Annotated in this window: 13 protein-coding genes; 4 read left to right on the forward strand and 9 right to left on the reverse strand. The window is 61.9% G+C overall.

Annotated features, from left to right (window positions below; genetic code table 11):
* Positions 1 to 25: 25 nt before the first annotated feature.
* The gene (locus tag NKJ55_RS18230) at positions 26 to 2,038 is read right to left on the reverse strand and encodes a BTAD domain-containing putative transcriptional regulator (protein WP_352451080.1); all 2,013 of its coding nucleotides are present in this window, start codon (positions 2,036 to 2,038) and stop codon (positions 26 to 28) included.
* Positions 2,039 to 2,293: 255 nt separating this feature from the next.
* Between NKJ55_RS18230 and NKJ55_RS18235 the strand changes: the two genes are divergently transcribed.
* Positions 2,294 to 2,458: a YjiS-like domain-containing protein gene (locus NKJ55_RS18235; RefSeq protein ID WP_352451121.1), complete on the forward strand. Its 165-nt coding sequence runs from the start codon at positions 2,294 to 2,296 to the stop codon at positions 2,456 to 2,458.
* Positions 2,459 to 2,485: 27 nt separating this feature from the next.
* On the opposite strand, the gene NKJ55_RS18240 is transcribed toward NKJ55_RS18235, so the two are convergent.
* Positions 2,486 to 3,379, reverse strand: coding sequence for a LysR family transcriptional regulator (locus tag NKJ55_RS18240; RefSeq protein ID WP_352451081.1), 894 nt, complete (start codon positions 3,377 to 3,379; stop codon positions 2,486 to 2,488).
* Positions 3,380 to 3,504: 125 nt separating this feature from the next.
* Here NKJ55_RS18240 and NKJ55_RS18245 point away from each other — a divergent pair, with 125 nt between their 5' ends.
* Both NKJ55_RS18245 and NKJ55_RS18250 read left to right on the forward strand, forming a co-directional pair.
* Entirely contained in the window at positions 3,505 to 4,389 is an 885-nt protein-coding gene (locus NKJ55_RS18245; RefSeq protein WP_352451082.1) for an NmrA/HSCARG family protein, read from the forward strand.
* 48 nt (positions 4,390 to 4,437) lie between these two features.
* The gene (locus NKJ55_RS18250) at positions 4,438 to 4,710 is read left to right on the forward strand and encodes a DUF2798 domain-containing protein (protein WP_023679921.1); all 273 of its coding nucleotides are present in this window, start codon (positions 4,438 to 4,440) and stop codon (positions 4,708 to 4,710) included.
* A gap of 90 nt (positions 4,711 to 4,800) precedes the next feature.
* Here NKJ55_RS18250 and NKJ55_RS18255 read toward each other — a convergent pair whose 3' ends face one another.
* The 7 genes from NKJ55_RS18255 to NKJ55_RS18285 all read right to left on the reverse strand — a co-directional run bounded on the left by NKJ55_RS18255 (position 4,801) and on the right by NKJ55_RS18285 (position 12,259).
* Positions 4,801 to 5,448 (reverse strand): YiaD family glycine zipper/OmpA-like lipoprotein, encoded by a 648-nt coding sequence (locus tag NKJ55_RS18255; protein WP_023679922.1) that lies wholly within the window; start codon positions 5,446 to 5,448, stop codon positions 4,801 to 4,803.
* Between the two features lie 174 nt (positions 5,449 to 5,622).
* Positions 5,623 to 5,991 carry a GFA family protein gene (locus NKJ55_RS18260; protein WP_352451083.1) on the reverse strand — a complete coding sequence of 123 codons (369 nt, stop codon included), beginning with the start codon at positions 5,989 to 5,991 and terminating at the stop codon, positions 5,623 to 5,625.
* Positions 5,992 to 6,168: 177 nt separating this feature from the next.
* On the reverse strand, positions 6,169 to 6,555 hold the full coding sequence (locus tag NKJ55_RS18265) for a hypothetical protein (RefSeq protein WP_031212810.1): 387 nt from the start codon (positions 6,553 to 6,555) through the stop codon (positions 6,169 to 6,171).
* Positions 6,556 to 7,026: 471 nt separating this feature from the next.
* Positions 7,027 to 8,158, reverse strand: a protein-coding gene (gene prfB / locus NKJ55_RS18270) for a peptide chain release factor 2 (protein WP_352451084.1) whose coding sequence is annotated in 2 segments (ribosomal slippage) — positions 7,027 to 8,091 and positions 8,093 to 8,158 — 1,131 coding nt in all. Because the reading frame shifts where the segments join, the coding sequence is not laid out codon by codon here.
* Positions 8,159 to 8,325: 167 nt separating this feature from the next.
* Positions 8,326 to 10,782, reverse strand: coding sequence for a penicillin-binding protein 1A (locus NKJ55_RS18275; protein ID WP_352451085.1), 2,457 nt, complete (start codon positions 10,780 to 10,782; stop codon positions 8,326 to 8,328).
* Between the two features lie 81 nt (positions 10,783 to 10,863).
* The gene (locus tag NKJ55_RS18280; protein ID WP_352451086.1) at positions 10,864 to 10,995 is read right to left on the reverse strand and encodes a hypothetical protein; all 132 of its coding nucleotides are present in this window, start codon (positions 10,993 to 10,995) and stop codon (positions 10,864 to 10,866) included.
* A 1-nt stretch (position 10,996) separates the two neighbouring features.
* Entirely contained in the window at positions 10,997 to 12,259 is a 1,263-nt protein-coding gene (locus NKJ55_RS18285) for an N-acetylmuramoyl-L-alanine amidase (RefSeq protein ID WP_352451087.1), read from the reverse strand.
* A 666-nt stretch (positions 12,260 to 12,925) separates the two neighbouring features.
* Here NKJ55_RS18285 and NKJ55_RS18290 point away from each other — a divergent pair.
* Positions 12,926 to 15,910 (forward strand): ribonuclease E/G, encoded by a 2,985-nt coding sequence (locus tag NKJ55_RS18290; RefSeq protein ID WP_352451088.1) that lies wholly within the window; start codon positions 12,926 to 12,928, stop codon positions 15,908 to 15,910.
* The last annotated feature ends 62 nt before the right edge of the window (positions 15,911 to 15,972 follow it).

Below are 15,972 nucleotides of genomic sequence, written 5' to 3' on the forward strand. Positions count from 1 at the left end.
AGCCTCGCTTCGCGCTGAGATGGGGTTAGTCCGGCAGGCCCGCCTTGCGAAGGCCTTCGATATATCTGCTGCGATCGTCCGGTCGATAAAACGGCGGCAGCACGTCGGCGAGATTCGAAAGCCGCAGCGAGGGATCGAACTCGCAAAGCCGGGCCATCATTTGCTGCGCTTCCGTTAGGCGCCCCGCAAGGGCATGACCCGCCGCCACTACACGCATCGCGCTCACGTAGTTCGGCTGGTGCCGCAGCGACTTTCCCGCCCAAGCGACGGCGTCACCGTAGTGGCCTGCACAAAAATGAGCGAGCCCGGTGTTGAACTGCCAAGCGAACAGGCGTGGATCCAATGGGCTTAGGCGCATGGCAAGCGCGGCGTGCTCGATGGCCTTGCCTGGCTCGCCCAAGCAAGCCCTCACCCAGCTGCTGACGCCCAAAGCAGCGGCCAAGTTCGGGTTGAGAGCGAGCGCGCGATCGATGCAAGCCGCACTATCATCAAGGTCGCCGCCTACGTAGCCGAGGACGTATCCACCGTAGGAAAGCGCAATTGCATCGTCCCTTCCGAGTTCGACCGCTCTCCTGGCCAGTCGAGTAGCTTCGGCAATCTCTTCTGCACGGTCGACCATCCAGCCGTTGCTTTTTCGGGTAGCGTAGCACCGCGCCACCCGCGCATGAGCTATCGCGAACTCCGGGTCACGGTCGATCGCCTTCATGAAGAGGCGCAAGGCGTCGTCAATGGCCGATCTACGAGTGATCGTTCGGTCAAAGGCCGCCAGCCCGCGGAGATAGTAGTCATAAGCATCGAGGCTTTCTGTCGGTTTGCGTTTGGCACGCTCGATCTCAGCCTCCTCCATTTTCGGTGTGATTGCGCCGACGATGCTCGAGGCGACCTGGTCCTGCAGATTGAAAACTTCGGCGAGCGTTCCATCAAAACGGTCGGCCCAGAGATAGGCCCCCGTCGAGGTGTCGATGAGCTGCCCGGCGATGCGCAGGCGGTCGCCCGCCCGGCGAACACTTCCCTCGACCACATAGCGCACGCCCAGCTCACGCCCGACCTGCTTTATGTCTACGGACCGTCCCCTGTAGGTGAAGCTCGAATTCCGTGCGACCACGAACAGGTGACGAAAGTGAGCCAAGGCGGTGACAATGTCTTCCACCATGCCGTCGGCGAAATATTCCTGCTCCACATCACCGCTTAGATTCTGAAACGGCAGCACCGCAATCGACGGCTGGTCGTCGCGCCTCGTCGGGACTGCCAGAACCTGCACCAGTGATACGGCGCCAGAACTTGGCTCCGGCCGCTGACGTTCAGGTCGTTCGCGGGACTGCAGGGAAGCTGCAAGTGAGCTTGTCTGCTCCTCTGGGTCCGCATTCAGATGTTTTTTTAAAGCTGCCCGACACAGCTCGAACTGGCGCAAAGCGGCGTTTTCGTGGCCCCGATGAGCGTGGATGCGGATCAGCGCCCGATGGGCTGCCTCCGCCGTCGAATCCGAGGCGAGCAATCTCTCCGCGAGCCCTTCGCAGGCCGTCTCTTCCGCTGAGCCGGGTGCGGGCAGCGCAAGGCTCAGCCGATCGACCAATTGCAGCGCTTTGCGCTGATACTTGCTCAGATACGGTCCAAACCACTCGTCCAGTTCGTCAGGAATCGTTTGCCCGGCAAGCAGATCACCGCGATAGAGATCCGCAGCGAAGGCGAGATCGGTGGTCCGGCCCTCCTCCAGCTTCCGGTCGAAGATCGAGATGTCCGCCTCATCCGGTCCGGCAATCAGCGCAACTGTTTCCTGATCTCCATCGATGTAGACGGTGGCATCCGAGCTGGCGGGGAACGTGCGCCTGATGTCGACCAGCGCTTGCCGCAGACTATTGCGGGCTTGCCCATTGCTTCGCCCCGGCCAAAAGGCTTCGGAAAGCTGCTCGCGACGATGGCCGCGGCGGCCTGCGAGAACCAGAGCAGCAAAAAGAAGCGAAGTCTTGCGTGTGGCGAACCGGACAGGCCGATGCTCCGGGGAAGTAACCTCCAGGCCACCAAGCAACCGGATGCGCACAAATCGTCTCCAGACTTTGACCGCAGCGACAGAATAGCATCTCGGTAGATTGATTTAACACCGATTTAACGGCGGATCGTCGGACTTCTCCCAGTTGTTCACGCAGAGCCGAACAGCCCGAAAACACCTGCGTGGCACGCTCCCACCCGCAAACTCGAAACGGGAGACTAAGAAATGGCTCACACGGGAACTCGCGTCGGCAGCAGCGTTTCCAAACGCCGCTTGCTTGGGTCTGGCCTGAAAAGCGCAGCAATGATGATCACTGCCTTCACAGGGTGGCGGCGGACCGTCGCGAGACGCAGGGCACTGGCAGATTTGACGACCGATCAGCTGAAGGACATCGGTCATTCGGAGGTCCATCAACCCGCACTCGACGCCGCCAAGGCAGTTCTGATCACGAACTTGATGTCGATGAGGTAAGATCGGCGCTCAAAATGGTTTTGCGCCCTAAAGATTCTTGAGTTCCAGGCGGGATGCCAGCAGGTCCAGAAAAGCACGGACTTTGGCCGAGGATAATCTGCCTTCCGGCCACACGGCGTGTATCGGCACCGGCACTGGCTCGAATTCGGTCAGAACCAGTTCCAGGCGGCCGTCGTCCACCAGGTGTTTTATCTGCCAAAGCGGCGAGTAGCCCAGACCCAATCCGTGAACCGCGGCTGCATAGATGGATATCATCAAATTCGACCGGAAAGTGCCCGCGACCTTCACCGACCGGGGCTTGCCTTCAATCTGAAACATCCATTCGCCTGGGCGGCCGTCGACGGTTCGTACGATGCATTCATGCTCACGCAATTCGAGCGGATGGGCCGGTCGGCCGTGTTGCTGGAAGTAGGCAGGTGCGCCGAACACCACGCGTCGCAGCGCGCCCAGGCGCTTCGCACGTAAATTGGAATCCGGCAAATTGCCGATCCGGACCGCCAAATCGAGACCCTCGGCATCAAGATCGACAAATTCATCGGAAAGCTGGAGGTCAACCTCGACGCGGGGATATGTCCGCATATAGTCGGCGATGACCGGCATCAGGAAATCCGGGCCGAACAGAACCGGGGCACTCACGCGCAGGATGCCCGACGGCTCCGACCGTCGGTTGGCCGCCTGAAGCCTGGCTTCGTTAATTTCCTCGATGGCGGGCTTGATGCGCTGGAAAAAGGCCGCTCCGGCTTCGCTCGGCGTCGAGCGGCGTGTCGTCCTGTGCAGAAGCTCGACCCCGATTGACTCCTCCAATGTCGCCAGGGACCGGCTGACCGACTGCAATGAGCGGTTCAGCCGGCGTGCGGCAGCCGTCAGGCTGCCATGCTCGACAATGGCAATGAAGGCTTCGAAATCATCTATCCGGCTCATCGCTCATCGCTCATTCTCCCGATAATCGGGAGAAACTATCGCAAACTCGCTCAATTGTAACGCAGTTCGCTAGATTTTATGTTCCTGCACAGGCCGAAAGGCACACTCGAGGGAAGGAGATCATCATGCGAACACCCAGTCCAACCGTCCTGGTCGTAGGCGCCGCAGGCCGCGTTGCCGGTTTGGTGGTGCCTGAACTCGTCCGCCGCAATGCCAGGGTTCGAGCGCTTGTTCGTGACACCGCGAGTGCCGAAAAAGCCCGGAAAGCCGGCGCATCCGAGATCGCGATCGGAGATCTCCGCAACCATCGGAGCCTTGAGCAGGCCGTGAAAGGTGTCGACGGTGTCTTCCACATCGGACCGGCCTTTGCTCCCGACGAAGCCGCCATGGGGGTTGCCATGGTTGAGGCGGCGGCGCGAGCAGGCGTTCGAAAGTTCGTCTTTTCGTCGGTGATTCAGCCGACCAATACGAGGCTGGAAAACCATGCAAGCAAGGTACCCGTCGAAGCTGCCCTCTATTCGACGAACATGGAGTACACCATTCTGCACCCGGCCAATTTCATGCAAAATATCGCGGCGGCCTGGCCGTCCGTCGTCGAGCACGGCGTTTTCGCCGAGCCGTTTCCAAGGACGGCGAAGCTCGCCCGCGTCGACTATCGCGATGTGGCTGAAGTGGCGGCAATCGCACTGACCGAAGCGCGTTTGTCCTATGCGACCCTCGAGCTGTGCGCCGACGGTATGCACAGCCGCGAAGAGGTCGTCGCCATGATGAGCGAAGCGCTTGGCCGGCCGGTGTCGGCGGGCGAGCCGACATTTCAGGACTGGGCGGCGAAGGCCCGCCTTCCCTATACCGACCGGCAGTTGCAGATGCTGGCCAAAGTACACAGCCACTACGCCAAATACGGCCTCGGCGGGAACATTCTGACGTTGCGTGCCGTGCTTGGCCGCGAGCCGCGTTCGCTGCGAAGCTTCATTCAGGAATTGGCGCTGCAGACGGCATATGCCGCCTGATCGTCCTCACAATAACGCCTACGCATATTTTTTTATTAGGAGATTTCGATGCAAGCATCACCGGACCGAGCCTTCAAGTTGAGAAAGCTGCCGCCCTCCTACGGCGCGGTGGTGATGCCGTTGGTTCTTTCGATTCTGATGTCCTCGATTGTCTCGGCGGTTTCGACGGCAATCGGCGCAGGCTGGACGAACGGGTTTATAGCGGCCTGGAGCTATGCATGGGGCGCTTCATGGCTTGTCGCGTTTCCCAGTCTGCTGATTGTGCTTCCGATCGTGCGCCGGATCGTTGCCGCGATTGTCGATCAGCCGGCCCGGTCCTGACATCACGAACGAAGGGCGCCGACGGTCGGTGGCCCGGCATAACCATTGGAGCGGCCCCTTGCGGGGCCGCTCTCGGTTCATGTGCTTGCCTCAGGTGAGCGGCGACAGCTGGATCTCGACGCGGCGGTTCTGAGCCCGGCCGGCAGCCGTCGCATTGGAGGCGATCGGACGCGTCTTGCCGAAGCCGGTGACGGCGAAGCGGCGGGAATCGACGCCCTGCCCGGACAGATAGTTGGCGACCGCCAGGGCGCGGCGCTGCGACAGGTCGAAATTGTGCTCGTCGCCGCCGGTCGAGTCGGTGTGGCCGAACACGTCGACCGTGGTCTGGCGGAACTTTTTCAGCACAAGGGCCACTGAATTCAGCACCGGATAGAAACCGGCCTTCACCGCGTCCTGGTCGACGTTGAAGGTGATGTCGGACGGCATATTGAGGATAATCTGGTCGCCGGTGCGGGTGACGCTGACGCCGGTGCCCTGAAGCTGCCTGCGCAGTTCGGCCTCGTTCTGGTCCATGGTGGCACCGATGGCACCGCCGGCAAGCGCGCCGATGCCCGCGCCGATCAGCGCGTTGCGGCGGTCGTTACCGCCGGCAAGCATGCCGAGCCCGGCACCCGCCAAAGCACCGAGACCGGCGCCGGCAGCGGTATTGGAAACCTTCTGTTCCCCGGTGTAGGGATCGGTGGTGCATGCGCTCACGAGCACAGCCGTCGCCACGACGGCGAGCACAATCTTTTTCATATGGTGGTCCCTCTCCATTCCACGGCCGCACAACGGCGCACCGCATCAGCCCTTCCAGCGACTTGTACCATGAAATGCGGCGAAAAACGGACCAGCAAAAGCCGTTGCCGCGGCTTTCCCCGGCTCAATTCCACACGCCTGCAGCGGCTCGCGCGACCATCGCAATTCGACCGGCTACCAGAGATTCTTGCCGTCGATGATCACCACTTCGACCTTGTCGAGATCGAAATCGTCGAACAGCCGCGAGTTCACGCTGATCTTCGGATTGTCGAAATTCGGCTCGCCTGTCGACCAGTCCGGCGTCTCGGTGAAGGTGCCACAGCCGCAGGTGGCGCAAAAACCGTGTTTTATGGTTTTCGATCCCCACTGGTAGAACGAAACATTCTCCGGCGGGCTGGTGAGTCTGAATTGCGATGGAGTGTAATAGGCCCACAACGAACCGCGTTTCGAACAAAAGGAACAGGTGCATCGCGTCACTGTCTGCGGCGCTTGCGAAACCTCGAACGTCGTCGCCTTGCAGTGGCAGCTTGCCTTGATGGTCATGAATTGGTCCCTCACAATGCCGCCGCCCCGTACGGCAAAGGCAGCATAAAGAAACGCTCCTGACAACTGCCGGTCAGCAGGCTTGTGAGCCTGCGATGCACAGATCGAAGGCCCATTGATCCAAAACCGCTGCACACGCTCGGGTCAGCCCGTGGGCAAGCTTTTGGGCGTCATGCGCTAGTAGGACGATGGGGGCACGAACAGGCAGATGGTCTTTCCGTCATTGGCACCGGCAACGGAGCACCAATGATATTCGCCGTCGGGCGAATTCTTGATCCGCTTGTCGCTATAGGCCACGACTTCCCCGGTTCCTTTGATGACATAGCCCTCGGGACGTTCGCTGATCGATGTCTGAGAGACCTCGCGGCAATCATAGCCCGAGCAGCAGGAGAACGGATAGCTCCAGCCTTGCGGCATTGCCGCGGTCGGCTTGGCATCATGCGCCAGAGCAGGCGCCGCAAATGGAATGGCGGCAGCAATCAAAACCACTGCCGCGACAAGTGAATTCAGGAGTCGGCGCGCCGTGCGGGCGACTGGGGCCGGTCTGGTTGTGAGAGCAGGCATGAGCGCAGTTCCTATCAACGGTTGTCAAGCATTTCGCTTGCCCGTTCCCGGAACGTGTCTTCCCAGTGGCCGGATCGTCAGGTCGCAGATACGCCGCGTCCGGCCATAAATGCTTTTTTCCTCCCCAGCGCATGAATGCTGGGCTGATTCCTTGGTTGGCGCAAGGAATTGCTGTCGCAATCGAACGCCGACCTCTGCAGCCGGAACCAACCTGCCGTCCTGATTGACGAAACCTGGTCAACCCCGGCAGCGGGATCGCCAATAACGGGATTTGGCTCGCGCTGGTTCCAGGCTTGGCACCGGCAGGCCCGAGGCATCCGCGTCAAAAGCCGAAATCGATTTTGAAAAACTCTACGAAAAACAAAGTTGTAGAACGACAGGTAGGTGCAAATTGAGAGCTCGTCACTCTCGCACGATGGCCGTAACTCTCGCGTGATGAACCCACATGCAGCCGGATTGGTGCCGGCGGCCTCAGTCGATATCGGCCACCGTTTCACCGGCGCCACCCTCGATCCGCTGCGACAGCGAGGCCTCCATGAAATCGTCGAGGTCGCCGTCGAGCACGCTCGACGGGCTGGTGCTCTCGACACCGGTGCGCAGATCTTTCACCAACTGATAGGGCTGCAGCACGTAGGACCGTATCTGGTGGCCCCAGCCGATATCGCTCTTCGACGCTTCCGTGGCGTTCGCCACGGCTTCGCGCTTCTTCAGCTCTTCCTCGTAAAGCCGCGAGCGCAACATTTCCCACGCCTTGGCCTTGTTCTTGTGCTGGGAGCGCTCGGCCTGGCAGGCGACCGCGATGCCGGTGGCGAGATGGGTGATGCGCACGGCCGAATCGGTGGTGTTGACGTGCTGGCCGCCCGATCCCGAGGAACGATACGTGTCGATACGGACGTCGGATTCGGAAACGTCGATGTCGATCGTATCGTCGATGACGGGATAGACCCAGACGCTGGCGAAGGAGGTGTGGCGGCGCGCATTGCTGTCATACGGCGAAATGCGCACGAGACGATGCACGCCGGATTCCGTCTTCAGCCAGCCGTAGGCGTTGTGGCCCTTGATCAGCAGCGTGGCGGACTTGATGCCGGCCTCTTCGCCGTCATGCACCTCCAGCACCTCGACCTTGAAGCGGCGGCGCTCGGCCCAGCGCGTATACATGCGCAGAAGCATCGAGGCCCAGTCCTGGCTTTCGGTGCCGCCGGCGCCGGCATGAACTTCCAGATAGCTATCGTTGGCGTCCGCCTCGCCCGACAACAGCGTTTCGATCTGGCGCGCCTTGGCCTCGCCGCGCATCGAGCGGATCGCCGCTTCGGCCTCCGCGATTACGCCCTCGTCGCCCTCTTCCTCGCCAAGCTCGATCAGGCCGATATTGTCTTCCAGGGCCTGGGTGAGGCCTTTGACCGCGGCAATACCTTCCTCGAGGCCCTGACGCTCGCGCATCAGCTTTTGCGCTTCCAACGGCTCGTTCCAGAGGCTCGAATCCTCGGCACGCACATTCAGGTACTCAAGCCGCTTTATGGCTTGGTCCCAGTCAAAGATGCCTCCTCAGCAGGGTGATCGCCTGCCTGATCTCGTCGACAATATTTTGCGTTTCCGCGCGCATGGCTGGCTGTTCTGTCCTGTTGCTGGATGGCGGTTTGGTGGCGCGATACATAGGGACGGCACGGTCTCCTGTAAAGCGCCGGCCCCTGTAATGTACCGGCCCCTGTAAAGCGGAATGGACCGGCTCGACCATCATCGTCAAGCCGGCCCGACCCGATGTAGCGATTGTCAGTAGAGCCCGCCGCCGCCGGACTGGATGGCCTGGTTGGCCTGCGGCGACAGCGCCCCGCCGGTGGCGTTGGAGCCGTCCGCACCCATGCCGATCACCCAGTAGCTGTCGGCGGGACCGGTACCCGGTTTGAAGGCTTCGATGATGGTTCCGGCGTCGCCCGCGTTGGCCCGCATGCCGGTCTTGCGATTGATCGCAACCAGCTTCATGCCTTCCGGAACCTTGAAGTCGACATTGGGCGTGCCATCCAGCGCCACGCGCATGAAATCCTTGAAGATCGGCGCGGCAAGGCCGCCGCCGGTTGCGCCCTTGCCAAGACCTTTCGGCTGATCGTAGCCCATATAGAGGCCGACAACGAGGTTCGGCGTATAGCCGATGAACCAGGCATCCTTTTCGTCGTTGGTCGTTCCGGTCTTGCCGGCGATGTGACGGCCAAGCTCGTTGATGGTGGCGCCGGTACCGCGTTGCACGACGCCCTCCATCATCGATGTGATCTGGTAGGCGGTCATCGGATCGAGCACCTGCTCGGAGTTGTCGACCAGCTCCGGCTCTGGCTGGTCCTGCCACTCGGCGGCATTGCAGTTTGAGCAGCCGCGTTCGTCCTGCCTAAAGACGGTCTTGCCGTAGCGATCCTGGATGCGGTCGATCAGCGACGGCTTGATCGACTTGCCGCCATTGGCCATGATCGAATAGGCCGACACCATGCGCATCACCGTCGTCTCGCCGGATCCCAGCGCCATCGGCAGATATGGCGCCAGGTGGTCGTAGACACCGAAACGCTCGGCATATTCCACGACCAGCTTCATGCCCATGTCGTTGGCAAGCCGCACCGTCATCAGGTTGCGCGATTTCTCGATGCCGGAGCGCAACGTCGCCGGGCCGGCCACCGTTCCGTCGTAGTTCTTGGGCGTCCAGGTCGTGTTGCCGCTCTGGATGGTGATCGGCCCGTCCATGATCACCGAGGCGGGGGTATAGCCATTGTCGAGGGCGGCCGAATAGACGATCGGCTTGAACGACGATCCCGGCTGGCGCATGGCCTGCGTCGCCCGGTTGAACTCCGACTGCGCGTAGGAGAAACCGCCGACCATGGCCAGGACGCGTCCGGTATGCGGGTCCATGGCGATCAGGCCGCCTTCCACTTCGGGAACCTGGCGCAAGCTGTAGCTGTTGTCCGAGCCGTCGTTCTTCTGCACGAAAATCACGTCGCCCGGCTTCAGCACGTCGGCGGGCGACTTCGCCTTGACGGTCCTGCCGTCGACCACGTGGCGCATGGCGAAGCTCATGTCTTCCTTGCTGACGGTGCCTTCGACGCGGTCCTTGACGATTTCGCCGGAGATCTGGCGCGTCGGCTGCAGGCCGATGGACAGGCCGGTGGCCGAGCTGTCGAGCACGACGGCGAGCGACCATTCCGGCACGTCCTCCAACCGCTTGACGTTGCCCAGCGGCACACCCCAGTCGCCGGAAACGTCGATGCTCGTGACCGGCCCGCGGTAGCCGCGCAGCGTGTCGAATTTCATAAGTCCGTTCTGCATGGCCTTGCGGGCAATCAGCTGCATCTTCGGATCGAGCGTCGTGCGGACGGAAAGGCCGCCCTCGTAGAGCGCATTCTCGCCATAGCGCGCGATGATCTGGCGACGCACTTCCTCGGTGAAATACTCCCCGGCGAAGAGATAGTTGCCGGTGCGGCGCGGCGTGACGCCGAGCGGCTCGGCCTTGGCCTTCTCGCCTTCCTCATGCGTGACGTAACCGTTCTCGACCATCTGGTCGATCACCCAGTTGCGGCGCTCCAAGGCGCGATCGGCATGCTTGAAGGGATGGTAGTTGTTCGGCCCCTTCGGCAGAGAGGCGAGATAGGCGGCTTCGGCCACGGTGAGCTCGTTCACCGATTTGTCGAAATAGGTTAGCGCAGCACCGGCGACGCCATAGGCGCCAAAGCCGAAGAAAATCTCGTTGAGATAGAGCTCGAGAATGCGATCCTTCGAGTAGGCCTGCTCGATGCGGAAGGCGAGGATCATCTCCTTGATCTTGCGCTCGTAGGTCTGGTCTGAAGACAACAGGAAGTTCTTCGCCACCTGCTGGGTGATGGTCGAGGCGCCGACCTGGCGCTTTCCCGAGCCAACATTCTGCAGGTTGACGACAATGGCCCGGCCAAGGCCGGTCACGTCGATGCCGGGGTGATTGTAAAAGTTCTTGTCCTCGGCCGACAAGAAGGCCGCCTTGACACGGTCCGGGATCGCCTGAATCGGCAGATAAAGCCGCCGCTCACGCGCATATTCGGCCATCAGCGCGCCATCCGACGCGTGGATGCGGGTCGTCACCGGCGGCTCGTATTTGGCCAGCACCTCGTAATCGGGCAGGTCCTTCGACAAATGGCCGATATAGATCGCCACGCCCGCCGCGACCAAAAGGGCCAGCGTCGTGCCGATGCCGAAGAAATAGCCAATGAGACGAATCATACCCGCTCCAGTCCTTGGTTCGGGAATTTCCTAAACGAAGCCGCCCTTCACGCAAGCTTTCGGGACGATCCCAAACCGTAATCACAAAATCCATGTCGCGACCATGTGGGCAAAATACGGCAGCGCGGGATTTCGGTTTCGAATGCCGGAAATAAAAGCACAGGGTGTTGTCGCCGCGCAACGCTGCTTCAGGTTGTGGGCGCCGGCGGACATTTCAGCCTCCGGCCCCCGTTCCGCTTCTGGCCGAAGCAAACAGGGCAACGGCGTTGGTTATGCTCTGGGTCGCCTTGTTGCGCCAATCGGCGCTGAGCAATTGCGCTTCGTCCTTGGCGTTCGACAGATAGCCGAGTTCGACCAGCACGGATGGAACGTCCGGCGCTTTCAGCACCTTGAAGCCCGCAGAACGCTGCGGGTTATTGATCAGACCGACGCTGGTGGAAAGCTGGCCGACGAGAGTATGGGCGAAGCTCATCGAAAAATTATGCGTCTCGCGGCGGATCAGGTCGATCAGGATATCGGTCACTTCCTTGCTGTCGTCCTTGATCTCCATGCCGGCGAACTGGTCGGAAAGATTTTCACGGTCGGCAAGCGCCTGCGCCTCGGGATCGGAAGCCTTGTCGGACACGGTGTAGACGGTTGCGCCGCGAATGCCCTTGAGGCTGATCGTGTCCGCATGGATCGAGATGAGCAGGTCGGCCTCATGCTGGCGGGCAATGCGCACGCGGTCGTCGAGTCGCAGGAACTCGTCCGTTTCGCGCGTCAGGAACACGTCGTATTTGCCGCTGGCGGCGAGCTTGTCGCGCAGTTCCATGGCGAAGGCGAGCGTCACGTTCTTCTCGACCGTCCCGTTCAGGCCCTCGGCGCCGCCGTCGATGCCGCCATGGCCGGGATCGATGACGACGGTGAAACGATGGCCCGGATTGGAGACCGGCCCGGTACCGACCCTGCCGGCCTTGTCGGCGGAGACCGTCGAACCGGTGGTCAGCGCCTGATTGGCGAGCGCTGCGTCGAATTCCCGCTGCGAGGCCGCCGACATGTCGATGGCGATCCGGTAGCCGTTGCCGTCATCGTTCTTGAGCACGTCGAGATTGTCGACGGCGAACGGTCCCTTGCCGGTGAGAATCAGCCGCGATTTCCCCTCGCCGAGTCCGCCGTAACGCACCGTGCGGACAAGGCCGCGCGGCTTTACATCCTTGGCATTGAGGGCAAATCTGGTGGCCGGCAGATCGATGACCAGACGATTGGGGCCGCGCAGCAGGAACCATTTGATGTCGGGGTCGCGGTCGAAATTGATGACGATGCGCATCTTGGTGGCATCGCCGGCCATCTTGTAGCTTGTGGCGCCGAGCGGTACGTCGGCAGCACGCGAAAGCGGCGAAAAGACCAGGCAAGCCAAGATCAGCGGCAGCAGGCAGGCGGTGCGGAAGAACCAGCCTCCATGATGACGGCCCTTGTCTGCGAAGCCTGCCAGTCCCATCTTTCTACCAATCGCTCCCGTTGGCGTCATGCCCGATCGCTTGTCGAAGTGCCCTATTGCTTGTCAAAGTGCTGGCAGGCCGCGAACTCGATTAACGATTGGTATCCAGAGAAGGTTAACCAAGCCTTTTCATGGAAGGCTTGGAACCTGGGCTTCCGCTGCGGAACGGCTTTTTGCCGGCATCGGGAATCGGGGTTGCCTTCCAACCCGCCAAATCATAAAAGCGATGGTGGATCACTGCAATCCTGGAACCGTCCTCCTCCGCAGCTTCCTGCTACAGGTCAGACGCAAGACGGCTCCTTTCGCTTCAGGCGAAGAAGGCATCGGTGATCGCGACGATTTTCGCAGGCGTGCTCCCGTGGCGGGGGAATCGCCTGCGTGAGCAAAACGGCCGGGATTGTCCCGTGCCGGCTCTGTATGAGCAAACAAGCTGGTCCGGTTTTTCCCGGGCTTTGGTTCAAAAGGTTCTGCTGGTGACGATGGCTTCAAGCGCAATCATGGAAAGGTCCGCAACAAACCGCGCCACTACGGCTGCGGGCGGCACCGCCATGGCGCTCAGGCAGCGGCCGGCGGACGTTCAATTGTCCGGCACCCATGTTCCAGGTCCACGGCAGCGGGCAGTGTCCTGCAAGCTGCGGCCGACGGCTGCCGGGAGGAAACGAAATAATGCCCAACAAAATGCTGATAGACGCCTCCCACCCGGAGGAAACACGCGTTGTCGTCGTTCGCGGTAACCGTATTGAAGAATTCGACTTTGAATCCCAGGACAAGAAGCAGCTCAAAGGAAATATCTATCTCGCCCGCGTAACGCGCGTCGAACCTTCCCTCCAGGCAGCCTTTGTCGAATACGGCGGCAACCGTCACGGTTTCCTCGCCTTCAGTGAAATACACCCCGACTACTACCAGATTCCGGTCGCCGACCGTCAGGCGCTGCTGCGTGCGGAAGCACAGGAAGCCCAGGACGAAGAGGACGAGGAAGCCGCCGAAGGCGAGGACCGCCAGAGCCGCGACCGTGGCAAGCGCGGACGCCGGCGCGGCGGCAAGAGCCGCGACCGCGGCGAGCACAGGCGCGAGGCAGGCGCGGCCGACGGTGAGAATGGCGAGAACGGCGAAGGTGCCGTCGCAGAAAAGCTGGATGCCGTTGCCGACAACACCACGTCCGACACTGCCGGACAGAGCGAGGATGCCGCCGGGCAGAGTGAAGAAGTCGCCGATAGCGGCGAGACCGAGCCTTCCGAAGGCGGATCGAGTTCCATCGCTGCCAGCGTCGATGCCGACGTAATCTCCGAAGCCGTCCCACAAGTCGAGACAAGCGGGGCCGAGACAAGCGGCGAAGCGACGTCCGAAGACAATGATCGCGGCATGCTGGAGGAGGTGCAATCCTCGCATCCGGACGATCACGAGATCGAATCGGTCGGCGCTGAAGACGCGCTCGAAGAAGTACGCAACCGCCGCAAGCCGGTGCGCCGCCAGTACAAGATCCAGGAAGTGATCAAGCGCCGGCAGATCCTGCTGGTGCAGGTCGTCAAGGAAGAGCGCGGCAACAAGGGCGCGGCGCTGACCACCTACCTTTCACTGGCCGGCCGCTATTCGGTGCTGATGCCGAACACGGCACGCGGCGGCGGTATTTCGCGCAAGATCACCAATGCGCAGGACCGCAAGCGGCTGAAGGAAGTGGTCGCCGATCTCGAAGTGCCGCAAGGCATGGGTGTCATCCTGCGTACGGCAGGCGAAAGCCGCACCAAGGCAGAGATCAAGCGCGACTACGAATATTTGATGCGGCTTTGGGAAAACGTCCGCAATCTGACGCTGCAATCGACGGCCCCTGCCCTGGTTTACGAGGAAGGCAGCCTGATCAAGCGCTCGGTGCGCGACCTCTACAACAAGGATATCGACGAGATCCTGGTTTCCGGCGAAGAAGGCTACCGCGAGGCCAAGGACTTCATGCGCATGCTGATGCCGAGCCACGCCAAGGTGGTTCAGCCGTTCCGCGACACGACGCCGATCTTTGTGCGCAACGGCATCGAAGCGCAGCTCGACCGCATGCTGCAGCCGCAGGTGACGCTGAAGAGCGGCGGCTACATCATCATCAACCAGACGGAAGCGCTGGTCGCCATCGACGTCAATTCGGGCCGTTCCACCAAGGAGCACTCGATCGAGGACACCGCACTTCACACCAATCTGGAAGCCGCCGAGGAAGTCGCCCGGCAATTGAGGCTGCGCGATCTCGCCGGCCTCATCGTCATCGACTTCATCGATATGGAGGAGAACCGCAACAACCGCTCCGTCGAGAAGCGGCTGAAGGATCACCTCAAGAACGATCGTGCCCGCATCCAGGTCGGCCGCATCTCGCATTTCGGCCTGATGGAGATGTCGCGCCAGCGCATCCGTGCCAGCGTGCTGGAATCGACCATGAAGCCTTGCCCGCATTGCGGCGGCACAGGCCATGTGCGCTCCGATTCGTCGGTCGCGCTGATGGTGGTGCGGGCAATCGAGGAATTCCTGCTCAAGGATTCGCGCAGCCACATCACGGTGCGGACGCCGGCGGCGACCGCGCTCTATGTGCTCAATCACAAGCGCGGCACGCTGGTGGAATTCGAGCACCGCTTCGGCGTTACCATCACCATCGAAGCCGATGACGCGGTCGGTGCACAACACTATGCCATCTTCCGCGGCGCGCTGGCCGAAAAGCCGGAAGGCTTTGTCGAGGCGCGCACGTTCCCGGCCTATGTCGAGCCGGAAGAACCCGAGGACGAGATCGTCATCGAAGAGGAAGACGAGGCGCCGGTGCAGGCCGAGCAGCCACGCCCTGCCCAGCAGCCGCAGCAGCCAAGGTCCGGCGAGGACGGCGAAGGCCGCGATCGCAAGCGCCGCAAGCGCCGCAGACGGCGCGGCGGCAAGGATCGTGAACACGGGGATCGTGAACACGGGGAACGCGAACATGGCGATCGCGAGCATGGCGCTGCTGTGGAAGGTGCTTCCGTTTCGGCGCCGATAGACGATGCCTTCGTAGCCGCCGGCGATCAAGGCGCCGAAGCGGAACGTGAAACGCCGGCCGGTGTTGCCGAAACGGCGGAAGCGGCGGACGACGGTCACGGCAAGAAGCGCCGGCGCGGCAAGCGCGGCGGCAAGCGCAATCGCCGTGAGGACGGCGAGGACGGCTTGGAAGCTGCCCCCGGCGAGCCAGCCGCCATGACGGAAGGTGCCGTGTCGGAAGCAGAGCCCGTAACCGGCGAGCCGGAAGGTGCGCCGCCGGCCGAAGAGCTTGCGGTGCTCGCTCCGGCGAACGACGACATGCCGAGCGCCGAAAAGCCGAAGAAGCCGCGCCGTGCCGCCAAGCCGAAGAAGGTTGCGGCGGAAGCAGTTGCCGAGATTGCGGGCGCCGAGACATCGGCTGCCGAGGCCGCCTCCGTGGCTTCCGGCGAGACCGCTGCGCCGGCTTCGCAGGAGACTGAAGTGGCGGCTGCCGAGGAAACGCCGAAGGTCCGGCCGTCGCGGCGCAAGCCGGTACCGGTGGATGCTCCGGTCGTGCCGGTCGTCTCCTCGATCGTCCCGGACGAGGCAAAGACCGACGAGGCAAAGACCGAGGAAGCAAAGGCCGAGGACAAGCCGAAGCGTGCCGGCTGGTGGCAACGGAAGGGCTTTTTCTAAGCTTTTCCGTGCATTAGCCAGATTTTCTGATTAAAAAAAATCCCGCGCTGCCGATCGGCTGC

This window comes from Mesorhizobium sp. M0106, from assembly GCF_040322715.1.
Classification (GTDB): Bacteria; Pseudomonadota; Alphaproteobacteria; order Rhizobiales; family Rhizobiaceae; genus Mesorhizobium.